The sequence below is a fragment of the Herminiimonas arsenitoxidans genome (genome assembly GCF_900130075.1).
Classification (GTDB): Bacteria; Pseudomonadota; Gammaproteobacteria; order Burkholderiales; family Burkholderiaceae_D; genus Oxalicibacterium; species Oxalicibacterium arsenitoxidans.
Genome location: NZ_LT671418.1, coordinates 3,439,474 through 3,452,820 on the forward strand (window position 1 = coordinate 3,439,474; position 13,347 = coordinate 3,452,820).

At 52.4% G+C, this 13,347-nt stretch carries 12 protein-coding genes; 2 read left to right on the forward strand and 10 right to left on the reverse strand.

Annotated features, from left to right (window positions below):
• Positions 1 to 3: 3 nt before the first annotated feature.
• Together BQ6873_RS16240 and BQ6873_RS16245 are read right to left on the reverse strand one after the other, a co-directional pair.
• Positions 4 to 942 carry a pyridoxamine 5'-phosphate oxidase family protein gene (locus tag BQ6873_RS16240; RefSeq protein WP_076593594.1) on the reverse strand — a complete coding sequence of 313 codons (939 nt, stop codon included), beginning with the start codon at positions 940 to 942 and terminating at the stop codon, positions 4 to 6.
• Positions 939 to 1,565, reverse strand: coding sequence for a glutathione S-transferase family protein (locus tag BQ6873_RS16245; protein ID WP_076593595.1), 627 nt, complete (start codon positions 1,563 to 1,565; stop codon positions 939 to 941). Before BQ6873_RS16245 ends, BQ6873_RS16240 begins: the two co-directional genes overlap by 4 nt.
• A gap of 105 nt (positions 1,566 to 1,670) precedes the next feature.
• Here BQ6873_RS16245 and BQ6873_RS16250 point away from each other — a divergent pair, with 105 nt between their 5' ends.
• Positions 1,671 to 2,570 (forward strand): LysR family transcriptional regulator, encoded by a 900-nt coding sequence (locus tag BQ6873_RS16250; protein WP_076593596.1) that lies wholly within the window; start codon positions 1,671 to 1,673, stop codon positions 2,568 to 2,570.
• 6 nt (positions 2,571 to 2,576) lie between these two features.
• On the opposite strand, the gene BQ6873_RS16255 is transcribed toward BQ6873_RS16250, so the two are convergent.
• The 6 genes from BQ6873_RS16255 to BQ6873_RS16280 all read right to left on the reverse strand — a co-directional run bounded on the left by BQ6873_RS16255 (position 2,577) and on the right by BQ6873_RS16280 (position 10,593).
• The gene (locus BQ6873_RS16255; RefSeq protein WP_231949377.1) at positions 2,577 to 3,842 is read right to left on the reverse strand and encodes an acyl-CoA dehydrogenase family protein; all 1,266 of its coding nucleotides are present in this window, start codon (positions 3,840 to 3,842) and stop codon (positions 2,577 to 2,579) included.
• Between the two features lie 45 nt (positions 3,843 to 3,887).
• A complete protein-coding gene (locus BQ6873_RS16260) occupies positions 3,888 to 4,841 on the reverse strand; it encodes an aliphatic sulfonate ABC transporter substrate-binding protein (RefSeq protein ID WP_076593597.1) in 954 nt (317 codons plus the stop codon).
• A 31-nt stretch (positions 4,842 to 4,872) separates the two neighbouring features.
• Complete coding sequence (locus BQ6873_RS16265; protein ID WP_076593598.1) at positions 4,873 to 5,613, reverse strand: ABC transporter ATP-binding protein; 741 nt, start codon at positions 5,611 to 5,613, stop codon at positions 4,873 to 4,875.
• Between the two features lie 10 nt (positions 5,614 to 5,623).
• Positions 5,624 to 6,529: an ABC transporter permease gene (locus tag BQ6873_RS16270; protein WP_083664491.1), complete on the reverse strand. Its 906-nt coding sequence runs from the start codon at positions 6,527 to 6,529 to the stop codon at positions 5,624 to 5,626.
• Positions 6,530 to 6,552: 23 nt separating this feature from the next.
• Entirely contained in the window at positions 6,553 to 7,551 is a 999-nt protein-coding gene (locus tag BQ6873_RS16275) for an aliphatic sulfonate ABC transporter substrate-binding protein (RefSeq protein WP_076593599.1), read from the reverse strand.
• Positions 7,552 to 7,851: 300 nt separating this feature from the next.
• Entirely contained in the window at positions 7,852 to 10,593 is a 2,742-nt protein-coding gene (locus BQ6873_RS16280; RefSeq protein ID WP_076593600.1) for an EAL domain-containing protein, read from the reverse strand.
• 304 nt (positions 10,594 to 10,897) lie between these two features.
• On the opposite strand from BQ6873_RS16280, the gene fumC reads away from it, so the two are divergent.
• Positions 10,898 to 12,286: a class II fumarate hydratase gene (gene fumC / locus BQ6873_RS16285; protein WP_076593601.1), complete on the forward strand. Its 1,389-nt coding sequence runs from the start codon at positions 10,898 to 10,900 to the stop codon at positions 12,284 to 12,286.
• A 111-nt stretch (positions 12,287 to 12,397) separates the two neighbouring features.
• Here fumC and BQ6873_RS16290 read toward each other — a convergent pair whose 3' ends face one another.
• Together BQ6873_RS16290 and BQ6873_RS16295 are read right to left on the reverse strand one after the other, a co-directional pair.
• Complete coding sequence (locus BQ6873_RS16290) at positions 12,398 to 12,817, reverse strand: hypothetical protein (RefSeq protein ID WP_231949378.1); 420 nt, start codon at positions 12,815 to 12,817, stop codon at positions 12,398 to 12,400.
• Between the two features lie 89 nt (positions 12,818 to 12,906).
• A complete protein-coding gene (locus BQ6873_RS16295) occupies positions 12,907 to 13,125 on the reverse strand; it encodes a CsbD family protein (RefSeq protein ID WP_076593602.1) in 219 nt (72 codons plus the stop codon).
• Positions 13,126 to 13,347 lie beyond the last annotated feature (222 nt).

Genomic DNA, 13,347 nt, shown 5'->3' on the forward strand with positions numbered 1-13,347 from the left:
TCATCAATGATGATCCTCAGTCCAGATGCCGGTACGTTCGGTCGTTGGTGCTATTTCTCTCAGTGTCCAACGCAACGGGATAGTCTTGAATGCCATCCAAGCTTTGCTAATGTGAAAGCGCCACAGACGCTCTGCACCCGCCAGATGTGAAGTTTCATCCGATTGCCACAAAATTTCCGTTGTACCTTGCAGATGCAAGAGATCCCCAGTAGTGAAGTCGATGAACAAGAGCGCAGCGCGCGGCTCGACCAGCATATTTCCCAATGTATTGAAATAACGATTCCCCATAAAATCTGGAACCGTCAGCGTATTGCCGTCGATGCGAATAAAGCCGGGCATGCCACCGCGATGCGAGATATCGATTCCACCTGCATTGACCTCATTCTGCGCTGACGTTGTGGCAACAAAGAAGGTATCTGCCTTGTTGATGATGCTGCGTGCATCATCATTCAGCTCCGTAAAATCTTGCCCGATCAAAGCTGGCTGGACGTTAGCTGCATCACGCACATCACGCGACTGTATGTATTTTGGGCAGTTGCCAAACGATTGATCGACTGCAATGGACAAGCCTGCATGATCGATTGCTTTGATGATACCGTTGGCACGATTGCGACGGCGTGTGCTGAAATCGATACCCAGCATGCCGATTTTCTTATCGGGTACAAATAATGATTGGCTTGCCTTTTGCCAATGCGCGCTCGCAGCTATTTGCAAATGATATTGATCTGGCGTGGACAAGAATCCCTGTTGACCAGTTACGACGGTGGCGATAGGCCAGCCGTCGGCATCGGTTGTGGCGAGAAACATGAAGCGTAGCATTGCAAAAAATTGCCTATGTTGTTCCGGCATGTAGTCGCGTATGGCCGCACCCGGCGTGCCAGTACCGGCCAGTGCGTGCGCTTGCAGCTCTCCCGTATGAAAGAGTACAGAATCGGTATTCATGCTGCGGCAGGTATGACGGAGCGTGGCATTGCTACAAAGCCAGGCAGATTTTCTATGCGCGCCAGCCACGTGCGCACAGCAGGGCAATCGTCCAGCGAGATGCCGCCTTCCGGTGCGTGCGCTATATACGAATAGCAAGCCAGATCGGCGATGGTTGGATGATCTGTCGCAAGGTAGTTGCGATCTGTCAAATGCGTCTCCATAAAGCGCAACAAGTCGTGGCCGATTTCTGTCGCGCGGATCGGATCGTCCTTGCCGATTTTCCACAGGCTATAGATGCGCGCATTAGCTGGTCCGTAGCGCAACTCTCCAGCAGCAATCGACAGCCAGCGTTGTACCTGTGCGGCGCCAACGGCGTCGTCAGGCAACCATGGGCTAGCTGCGGCGTAGCGTTTGACCAGATAGACCAGAATCGCATTGCTGTCGCACAGCACCAGATCACCATCCGTCAGCACAGGGATCTGTCCGAGTGGATTGAGTTTGCGAAAATCGGCTGAGGCGCGCAGTGATGCCGGTGCTTCTACATACTCGTAAGTGATCCCTAGTATGTTCAGCAACAGTGAGACGCGATGACAATGACCGGATAGTGGTGTTCCATAAAGTTTGATAGTGGCTTGATTCATGATGTTGTCCTTTTGCTTGATCGAGACTAGATGTTAGGCATTCCTTGAATTGATGTAAATTAGGTGAAATTGAAATTTACTATTTCATAAAAAGGAATAATCAATATGGATCGTCTGGATGAACTGGAAGTTTTTATTGCCATTTTGGATAGCGGTAGCCTGATCGGTGCCAGTCGCAAGCTGCGCCGTTCGCCGCCAGCGATTACGCGTCTGCTGGGTTCGCTGGAAGAACGTATAGGCACGCGCCTTATCGAACGAACCACGCGGCATCTGGCGGCAACTGAGGCAGGCTTGCGTCTGGCGCAGCATGCGCGGCAGGTATTGCTGGAATATGAGCAGGCGGTGCAGGAAGATCCGTCGGCACCTTTGCGCGGCACCTTGCGTGTGACGGCGCCGGTCGTGTTCGGACGGCGTCATGTCGCGCCTATCGTCAATAGTTATCTCGACATGTATCCGGAGATGCGGGTCGAACTCATCATGAATGATCGCAATCTCGACATGATTGAAGAAGGTATCGATATCGGGCTGCGCATAGGTGCGCTTGCCGATACCAGTCTGGTCGCACGTCGTGTCGGGCAGGTACAGAGTTTGTTGGTAGCGAGTCCCGACTATATTGCGCGTCGTGGCGAGCTGAAGTCATTGGCGGATATTGCAAAGCACGATGTGATTTTTACGTCGGTACGCAGCAGAACACCTGAATGGCGTTTCCGTCATAACGGGCGTGAGCAGATCGTTAGCTTGACGCCGCGCCTGATCGTGAATGAAATCGATGCAGTGTTGTTGGCGGCGAAAGCAGGGCGCGGCTTGGCGCGCGTGTTGTCATATCAAGTTGCTGACGATTTGCTGAGCGGTGCGCTGGTACGCGTGTTGCCGAAAATGGAGCCGGCCAGTCTGTCAGTCCAGTTGATCGTACCCAGCGCGCGTTTGATGGCGCCCAAGTCGCGCGCTTTTCTGGATCATGCATTCAGCCAACTGAGCGAGTTACATGTGCTGCAGTCGGCTTGATATGACTCAGGAATAAATCGACGGGACAGGTACTTCACCGGTTAATACCCATTGACCGACATCCTTCAATTTGTAATCCAGCGAATCGTGTAGCGTGTGTACGCGTACATTGCGCCAGTAACGGTCAAAGCCGTACTTGGCAGCAGTCGCACGTGCGCCCATGACTTCAAAAATCTTGGCTGTGATATCGAGCGCAGCACGCGCAGCGACTATCTTGGTTTCATAAATGTTCACTGCCAGTACGCCGCGTTCTTCCGCCGTCAAGGCATCGCCGCGATCCCATGCGCGCTGCAATTGCGCAGCGGCATCTTCTGCCAATGCAATCGCGCCGCGCAATGCAATCCGCAAATCACCATAATGCTGCTGCGTAAATGGATCGTCGATGGCACGCTCCACGCCCGAGGTAAACCACGGACGGCCTTGTTCATGCGTGTACTTCCATGCGTTCAACAATGCACCTTGTGCATTGCCGATATAGATTTCGATCAGGATCAATTGCGATACCAGCGTGCGCAAGGTGGCACGTGGAGTACCTGAGGTGCCCGGCGGCCCGAGTACTTCATCACGTTCTACACGCACTTTGTCGAAAGTGACGGAACCGCTATCGGTTTGGCGCTGACCTAGATTATCCCAATCATCCAGCACCGTGACGCCGGTGCGATTGGTAGGAATCGACAGGAAGACGCGATCTGATGGATCTGCCGAGCGTGGTGCCGTGATGTTGAGCATGTCGGAACCGGTAGCGCCTGAGCAAAATGATTTGATGCCATTCAGTTCGTAGTAACCATCATCGGCCTTGTCACCTTCACGCCAAACCAAGGTGGCACGCGTATCCAGACCATTGGTAGCATTGCCCCAGAACCAGTTTTCGCTGACGGTTTGTCCCAGATACAAAGCTTTCTGTTCTGGATTACCGAACAGCGCAACGCTGGCAACCTGCAAATGCTGGAAGCCGAATAGATGTGCGAGCGAGCTATCGACTTCGGCAAAGCGTCGGATGATTTGGTAAATAGTCGGCCATGGGGTTTCGGGTCCGCCGAAAGCTGCTGGCACGGCCAGTTTCAGCAAGCCGCTGTCGCGCAAGACTTGCCGTTCTACCCATGCCGTGCCGCCGCTGCGGTCACGTTCGGTGGCGGTGAGCGCCAGCGCCGCTGCTGTTTTTTCAACCACATCTGTTAATGCGCCGAAATCGCGTTGCACCAGATGCGCCGGCGTATAAGTCGGTGCAGCTTGTGTTTGTGGCAGTTCGCCGAGTTTCAGTAATTGACCCATGATCTGAAATTCCAATATATGTGTAGCGTGAAGTAATGCCGTGAATCAGAAAACTGGTACGGCAGTCGCATTGACTTTCTTAGGCAACAAACCTTCGGCTAAAAATGCATCAGCAATTTTTTGTTGTTCGCCCAGACGTTCTGTGAGGACGGAGCGGACTTCATAGCTGCGGCGTGCATTCGCTTGTTCAACCGTGGCGACATCCAGACCCCATACTGGTGCCAGCAGATTGGCTGCTTCGCGCGGCGATTGCTTGACCCATTTGCCGGTTTCCTGCAGCGAGTCGACGATGACTTTGACAACTTCAGGACGCGCTTTGGCGAACGGTGTCGATGCCAGGTAGTAGCGTTGATAATCGGCCAGACCGCGACCATCGGTCAGCACACGGACTTGTGATTGACGTTCCACTGCGGCCAGGAATGGATCCCAGATTACCCATGCATCAATGGCTTCACGCTCAAAAGCAGCGCGGCCATCGGCAGGAGCGAGGTAGGCGAGTTGGATGTCCTTCAAGGACAAACCGGCTTTTTCCAATGCGGCGATCAGCAGATAATGTGCACCTGCTGCCTTGGCAAAGCCGACGCGTTTACCACGCAGATCGGCCAGTGTTTTGATAGGTGAATTCGCCTTGACGACGATCGCTTGTGCGCTTGGTGATGGTGATTCCTGCGCGATGTAAGTCAGTTGTGCACCGGCAGCTTGTGCGAACACTGGCACGGTATCGGCCACATCAGCGGAAACGTCGATTGCACCTACGTTCAGCGCTTCCAGCAAAGGCAGGCCGCTGGCAAATTCATGCCATGTGACCTTGACGCCCAATACACCCAGACGTTGTTCCAGCGTGCCACGTGTTTTGAGGACAGTGATCAAAGTGGATGATTTTTGATAACCGATGCGTACGGTGTCCCCAGCTTTTTGTGCAAGCGCAGGAATGGCGAGCAGTGGTGTCAGTGCGAGCAAGGCGACTAGTTTGCGGCGAAGGTTGAATGTGTTTTTCATTTTATTTTCCCTGTGTGAATGTTGTTGCCGATTAGATGGCGTGTATTTCTTCCAGTACTTTCAAAATGTCGTCGCGCGCTCTGGCCAATGCTTCCGAATGACGATTGCGCGGACGTGCCAGTGCGATGGTGGTGTCGTCGATGATGTCGCCTTGACCCATCGTCAACACGCGATCGCTGAGATACGCCGCTTCATCGATATCGTGCGTGACCAGCAGAACGGCGAAGTTGTGTTCAGCGGCCAGCGTCAGCAAAAGATCTTGCAGACGCATGCGAGTGAAGGCATCGACTGCGGAGAATGGCTCGTCCAGCAGCAACAGGCGCGGTTGGTTGAACAGGCCGCGTGCAATTGCTGCGCGTTGCGCCATGCCGCCGGACAATTGCTTGGGCAGATAATCGATGGCCTCGCTCAGTCCAACTTCACGCAGCAAAGCTTGCACATGCGGATGGGCGTTGGCTTGCGTACGATTCTGATCTGGACGATTGAAACCTACGTTTTCTGCCACGCTGAGCCACGGCAATAGCCGCGGTTCCTGAAAAATGAGGCCGATGTCTTGCGTGACACCATCCAGCTTTTTTCCATCGAGATGGATCTGGCCGTTGTAATGTTTATCCAATCCGGCGATCAGGCGCAGCAAGGTACTTTTGCCGCAACCGGATTTTCCGACCAGACTGACGATTTCACCGGCGCGCAAGCTCAGCGAAACATTCTGCAAAATGGAACGGCCATCGAAGCTTTTGTCACGTACATGGAGGTCGAGTAAAACGCTCATTGCATGAACCTCAAACCGTACGCGTAGCGAGTGAATCGGACCAGGCCAGCTTGCGTGTTTCCAGCCACTTCAACAAACCGTCGGTCAGTTTTCCGAAAACAGCGAGCAGGAAAATCGCAGCCAGCACGACATCGGGACGACTGGTTTCTCTACCATCTGTCAGCAGATAACCTATGCCTTTGGTAGCAGCGATCAGTTCTGCTGCAACCAGGAACATCCACGCCAGCGACAATCCATTGCGCAAGCCGGTGAACAAGCTAGGCAATGCAGCCGGCAATACGATGCGGCGTGCCAGCGATGGTGCAGACAAACCGTAAATTTCACCCAGTTCGATCAACTTGCGATCGACATTGCGTATGCCGGATACTAGACCAAGATAGATAGGAAAGAAGGCGCCGATGGCGATCAATGTGATCTTGGGTGTTTCATCTATACCGAACCACAACAGCAAGAGCGGTACCCAAGCCAGACTGGGAATCGCACGCAAGGCCTGAAAGGTCGGTTCGAAGAATGCTTCTGCATGCTTGCTTAAGCCGACGAACAAGCCAAACAGTATCGCCAGCGCTGCGCCTATTGCATAACCGGAGAACACGCGTGCCACGCTCGCACCTATATGTACGAACAAACCTTGCTCGACCAAAGCGGACAAGGTTTGAGCTATCTCGGACGGTGGCGGCAACAGTCTTGCCTGTATCCAGCCCAGATGCGCAGCCAGTTCGATAAAGCTCAGCACCGCAATCGGCAAGATCCAGCCCAACCAGGCCAAGCTAGGCGATTTCGATGTGGGTTTGGACACAACCGCAGCCTGATGCACTTCCGTTGACGTGACGGCTTTATTCGCCAGCACCTGCGATCTCAAGGTGTGACCACCGTTGATCGTGGCAGGAATGAATGAGGCGCTGCGACTGTTATCCATGACGAGAAATTTCCTTTACGCGATCAGGCTGCTGTTTTCTTCGTGGCGATGGCTTGCACAAAGCTGGGATCGATCAAATCGTTGATGACCTTGTTCAAGTCAGTTCCTTTTTTAACCAGATCTTCCTGCAGCAGAATCGGTGCTGCTGCTTGCAATGCTTCGCGATGCTCACGGCCGATGTATGGGTTGGAGAAGTCAGTACGGTTCAATTGCACCTTGGCGACGGCCAGAGAAATTTTTGCTTCATCAGCCTGGATTTGCGATGCCTCACGTGGGTTGGCCAATATCCACTGGCGTGCGCGTTCATAAGCGATCAGCACTTGCTTCACTTGCTCGGGATATTTCTTCGCAAAGTCTTCCGTCACGTTCAGGAAACCGTAGGTATTGAAGGCCACATTGCGATACAAGAGACGTGAGCCGGCTTGCAATTCGCTGGACGCCATGTGTGGGTCGAGTCCGGCCCATGCATCGATGCGACCGCTTTCCAATGCAGCACGACCATCGGCGTGTTGCAGGTGGACGATTTCCACATCGGATTTTTTAAGGCCGTTTGCTTTCAGTGTGCGCAACAGGAAGAGGTAAGGATCGGTGCCTTTGGTGGCCGCGATTCTCTTGCCTTTGAGGTCAGCTACGGTTTTGATAGGCGAATCTTTAGGCACCAAGAGCGCAGTCCATTCAGGACGCGAATATACATAAATGCTCTTGATCGGATTGCCGTTGGCGCGAGACAAGACTGCAGCCAGACCGGCGGTGCTGCCGAAATCGATACTGTTGGCGCTCAGGTATTCCAGCGCACGGTTACTGCCTTGCGACAGCGTCCATTTGACTTTGATGCCGCTAGCTTTGACTTGTTCTTCCAGCCAGCCGAAGTGCTTCAAGACCAGACTGGTCGGCGAGTAGTACGCATAGTCGAGACGAATTTCTTCAGGTGCGTTTGCTGCATGAGCCGAGAGGGAAACGCCCGATGCCAGACCAGCGAGGGAAAGCAATGCAGTGCTTTTGATAAAAATTCTACGATCCATGTTCTACCTTGAATAGTTAAGCCAGACACTGAATACGGTGTGCCAAGCGGTGGAAAATTCGTGTCGGATTTGAGATTGCGGGAGACGGTTGCTGGATCGTGATGTGCGCTTGTGCGTACATCGATCGCACAAGCCGCGTTGATTCAATCGCTCAAGCCTTATCGTTGTCAGGAATAAGATTAACGACTCACTAGACTTAACGGAACGAATCTCTTCGTCGATGGATCATCGGTTTTCGCATAAGCCGATTTTGGTATAAGCACATGCGAAAAATGTGCTGCGAAGAGGATGGGGGAACTGTTAGTGCACGAGCGCAGCAGTGCGCTCCATGCGTTCATTGAAGAGCAGAGATTCGATTTGATCTGAAGGGAGCGGCTTGCAGAAGTAATAACCCTGCATTTCATTGCAACCTTGTTCGCGCAAGATATCCATCTGACTTTCCGTCTCTACGCCTTCTGCAATCACGTTCAATTTCAGATTGTGTGCAAGGGAGATGATGGAGGAAACGATGGATGCGTCATCTTGATTGATGGCGATGTCACGCACGAAGGAGCGGTCTATCTTCAAGGTATCAATAGGGAAGCGCTTCAGATAAGCAAGGCTGGAATGTCCGGTGCCGAAATCATCTACCGATAATTGTATGCCTAGAGACTTGAGATCGTGCAAGGTCAGGATATTGCGTTCGATATCGGCCATCACTGAACTCTCGGTCAATTCTATTTCCAGGAAGTGCGGCGCCAACCCCGTTTCTTGCAACGTGGTCGTGATCGATTCCAGCAAAATGGCTTGTGTGAATTGTCGGGCCGATAGATTGACTGCGATGCGCAGATTGGTAAATCCCATCTCATGCCATGCCTTGGCTTGTTTGCACGCGGTTTGCAACACCCATGCGCCGATAGGAATGATGAGGCCGGTTTCTTCCGCCAGACTGATGAAGCTGCCGGGTTGCACCATGCCGAGGATAGGATGATTCCAGCGCACCAATGCTTCCAGCCCGACGATAGCACCGCTGTGCAGATCGACTTGTGGTTGGTAGTGCAGAACCAGTTCATTCAGTTCTATCGCGTGGCGCAACTCTCTTTCTATACGCAGGCGTTCCAGCGCCTGATCGTTCATTGCTGGCGTGTAGAACTGGGAGTTGTTGCGTCCCAATTCCTTGGATCTATACATGGCGACATCAGCGTGTGCGATTAGCGTGGTCGGATCGGCGCCATCGTTGGGATACACGGCTATTCCCATGCTGCAACTCAGGAAAAATTCACTGCCTTGTATGGTCAGTGGTTTGACGACTGCTTCCATGATGCGCTGTATGACATCGGACGAGTAACCAGATGGGCCGTCGCCACATTCCGGCAGTACCAATACGAATTCATCGCCACCCAGTCGGGCGACGGTATCGGATTCGCGCACGGATGCTTGCAGACGATCTGAGATGATCTTCAGTAAAACATCACCAGCCTGATGACCCATGGTGTCGTTGACGAACTTGAAGCGATCCAGATCGACCAGCACTACCCAGACGCCATGTCCGTTTCTGGAAGAATAAGCGATGGCATTTTCCAATCTGTCTTGCAGCAGCGCGCGATTCGGCAAGCCAGTCAATACATCGTGGCTGGCCAAACGATGCAGCGTTGTTTCGTACTGCTTCATCGGCGTGATATCGCTCATGGCCGCGACGAAGTGCGTGGTTTTGCCATCGTCATCGGTGACGGGAGCGATGTAGAGATCGTTCCAGAACAGGGAGCCATCTTTGCGGTAGTTGCGTAAGACAGCCTTGCCTTCACGCTTCTCTGTGAGTGCCACGCGTATTGCATGCAGACCGGGTTGTTCGTGGTCGTTGCCCAGCAAAAAATTACTGCTGCGACCTATGGCTTCTTCTGCGGTATAGCCGGTGATGCGTTCGAATGCAGGATTCACATATTCAATGGCGAAGTCAGGCGCACGCGCGCTGGAAATGATGACGGCATTGGCGCTGCATTCAATCGCGCGTTCACGTAGGCGCAAGGCTGCTTCTGCTACTTGCCGACCATTGCGATCGCGATGCGCGCGTATCTCTACTGTGACGCGTTGTGCCAGATTGACCAGCAAAGCGACTTCCTGTGCATCGAAGGCATCAGGTTCGGATGCATAAACGTTGAATACGCCGATGATGGCATCGCCATCACCCATGGGCAGTACAAGTTTGGAATAGAAGCCGCGTTTCATTGCTTCTTCGCGCCAAGGTGTAGGGCTGGTGTCGTTGGCAAAATAATTGGCGACGGCAGGGCGCTTGGTTTGCAGAGCCTTGTTGATGGCGATGGTGCCTTTGCCGCCGGCTTGCAATGGCACTTTCAAAGCATCGAGATAACCTTGATGTTCCTGCGTCAAACCGATAGGAACAATAGCGCCATCCTTGGCCAGGATGCCGGCCCATGCCATGCGATAACCGGTGGCGGTGACTACATCGCAAATCCCTTGCAGCAGTGCGTTTTCATCCGCTGCTTCTGAAATGATGCCTTCGCAATCGTGTATGGCACGTAATGCGCGATTGCTGCGGGCGAGGGCGATTTCCAGATGATGGCGGGTGGTGATGTCTGTACCGATCAACTTGACATGGCCGTTGCGACCATCGGTGTCGGGGATGAAATGTGCGTGGTATTCGATCCAGCGTGGGCTGCCATCTGCGCGGTTGATGCGCAAGCGCAAGGTCTGATGTTGCTCTTGCGCGATTGTTGTCAGGATGGCGCGGGCCTGTTCTCTATCTGACGGTGCCGTATTCTCCAGCCACAAATTTTCGTGAGCATAGAAGCGTTCTGGTGAGTTGCCATAGAGCGGTTCTACGGTTTTGCTGGCGTACACTACTTGACCATCGGGGATGCGCAATACCCAGACTATCTTGTCAGCCGACAGTAGGCTATCCGCAGTCGAATCGCTTAAATAGGCGTTTTTCTTGCCAGCGAGATGCTTGCGTACGCTGTTGGCAATAGGCGCAACGAGCGCATTGATGCCAGCCTGTAGCAGACTGAAGTTGATGCCATGCACTTTGCGGATGATACGTTCCATACGGAGATCGCTTCGATTAATGCGTTAGGTGCAAACAGAGGTGATGCACGGGCTATTGCCGGATGTGTGTGGATACAGCGCAAGCGAGATAGGAAAAAGTTGATGTATTGCAATAAGATTCTAAGATAATTAAAAACGGATTCAGTCTAATTTTTTTGAATATCAATATGCGTTTGTTGCTGTCTGATATCGTATGTACGAGGTAGCCAAGCATGCTTAGTCGGACGCCATGCGCTTCAGGATATTTTGCAGTAGCCTTATTGCAGTAGTTTTACTCCTTCACTCGATAAATCAGGATCACCTCATGACGACACGTATAGAACGCGACACATTCGGCCCTATAGAAGTGGAAAGCCAACGCTTGTGGGGTGCGCAAACACAGCGTTCGCTCGAACATTTCAAAATATCTACTGAAAAGATGCCGCAGGAATTGATCGTGGCGCTGGCTGAAGTTAAACGTGCTGCAGCCGTGGTGAATCTGGCCTTGGGTAAATTGAGCAAAGAGAAAGCGCAGGCGATAGCGAATGCGGCGGAAGAAGTCATCGCCGGCAAGTATCCACATGAATTTCCGCTGGCAGTGTGGCAAACCGGCTCCGGCACGCAGAGCAATATGAATATGAATGAAGTGCTGGCGAATCGCGCATCTGAACTGCTGGGCGGCGAACGTGGCGAGAAGCGCTTGGTTCATCCGAATGATGACGTCAATCTTGGTCAATCATCCAACGATATCTTCCCTACCGCGATGTATGTGGCGTCCAGCCTTGCGGTAGTCAACAAGCTGTTGCCGGCGACGCAAAGTCTGCATCGCACGCTCAATAGCAAGGCCAGCGAGTTTGCCGATGTCGTCAAGATCGGGCGCACACACTTGCAGGATGCGACGCCGCTTACGCTGGGACAGGAGTTCTCCGGTTACGCCGCGCAGCTGGAACATTCTGCATGCAGCATCGCCGTCTTGCTGTCGCCTTTGCAGGAATTGGCTGTAGGTGGCACTGCAGTCGGCACTGGTTTGAATACGCATCCAGAGTTTGGCGAACGGGTAGCGGCTGAATTGACCAAGCGCACCGGTTTGAGTTTCAAAAGCGCAGCGAACAAATTCGCGTCATTAGCGGCACACGATGCCATGGTCAGCGTGCATGGCGGCTTGAAGACACTGGCGGCAACGATGATGAAGATCGCCAACGATGTGCGCTGGCTGGCATCTGGTCCACGTTCCGGTCTGGGTGAATTGAGTATTCCTGAGAATGAACCGGGCAGTTCCATCATGCCGGGCAAGGTCAACCCGACGCAGAGCGAAGCAGTAACGATGTTGTGCTGTCAGGTCTTTGGTAACGATGTGGCGATCAACTTTGGCGGTGCATCCGGCAATTTTGAATTGAATGTCTTCAAGCCTTTAATGGTGCACAATTTTTTACAGAGCGTGCGCCTGTTGACGGATGGCATACACAGCTTCGATGAACATTGCGCGCAAGGCATAGTCGCCAATCGTGATCGCATTGCCGATCTGATGGAGCGCTCCCTGATGCTGGTGACCGCATTGGCACCACATATCGGTTACGACAAGGCCGCGAAGATTGCCAAGCAGGCGCATCACGATGGGACTAATTTGAAGGAAACGGCGATTGCACTTGGATTTGTCACGAGCGAAGAATTCGATCTCTGGGTGAAACCGCAAGACATGATTCACCCTGGCTGATTCAGTTACGCAATAAAAATGCGGCCTCGGCAAGAGTTTTTGCCAAGGCCGCGCGACAATTTTTAGATTAATTGGACATCTTGTGAAGATGTTGCCTGTGTAGGCGTCAGATTATTTGGCAGCTTTTGCTGCTTTCGCATCAGCCACTTCAGCTGTCTGAGCTGCTTTGGCTTCTTTCACGCAAACATCTTTCTTGTTGCCGGCAAGGTCATCGCATTTTTCTTTAGCAACCTTGTAGTTGGCATCAGCGATATCGATACGTGCTTGTTGATGGGCTTGAGGCGTGCCTTTATACGTGGCCTCAGCCTCGGCCGTAGTTTTCACTTGCGTAGCCTTGGCTTCTTCTAGGCATACATCTTTGGCGTTACCTTTCATGCTGTCGCAAGCGGCACGCGCTGCCTTGTAATCGGCTTCTGCACTCGTCTTGGTCGCATCGTAGCTTGCCTTTGCTTCGCTTGAAGCCGCATGCGCAGCGGCAATGAAACCAAAACTGGCGGTGGTCATGACGATCATTGAGATGATTTTTTTCATCGTGTGTCCTTTTTGTTGTGAATAAAAGTATTGATGCTGTCGATGAAGTACGTCATGCAACTGCATGGTGTCCTTCCTGGTCATCGACCTTACATAAAGCGTTTGTCATTGCGATTGCGCTCTTCGAATGACTTGATTTGCTTTTCGGCCTCATCTTTGCTGACGCCATAAGCTTCTTGAATTTTTCCTGCGAGCTGGTCGCGCTTTCCGGCAATCGTATCGAGGTGATCGTCAGTGAGTTTGCCCCACTGTTCTTTCACATTGCCTTTGAGTTGCTTCCAGTTACCTGCGATAACGTCCCAATTCATAGCATTCTCCTTTTGCGAAATTTTCGATTAACGGCGAAAGTGCCTGCCTTACTCTATGCAAGCCAGAGGCCAGGTTTTATTTACTAAAAATCAATGACTTACGAGTGTTTTACAGTTATTTTGTAAATGCTCTAGGGTAGGTTGCAAACGCTACATGTGGGAAAAGAAGAGTTTTATTGCGCAATGGAAATGGAGTTGGGTAATACAAATCTGATGATTTCA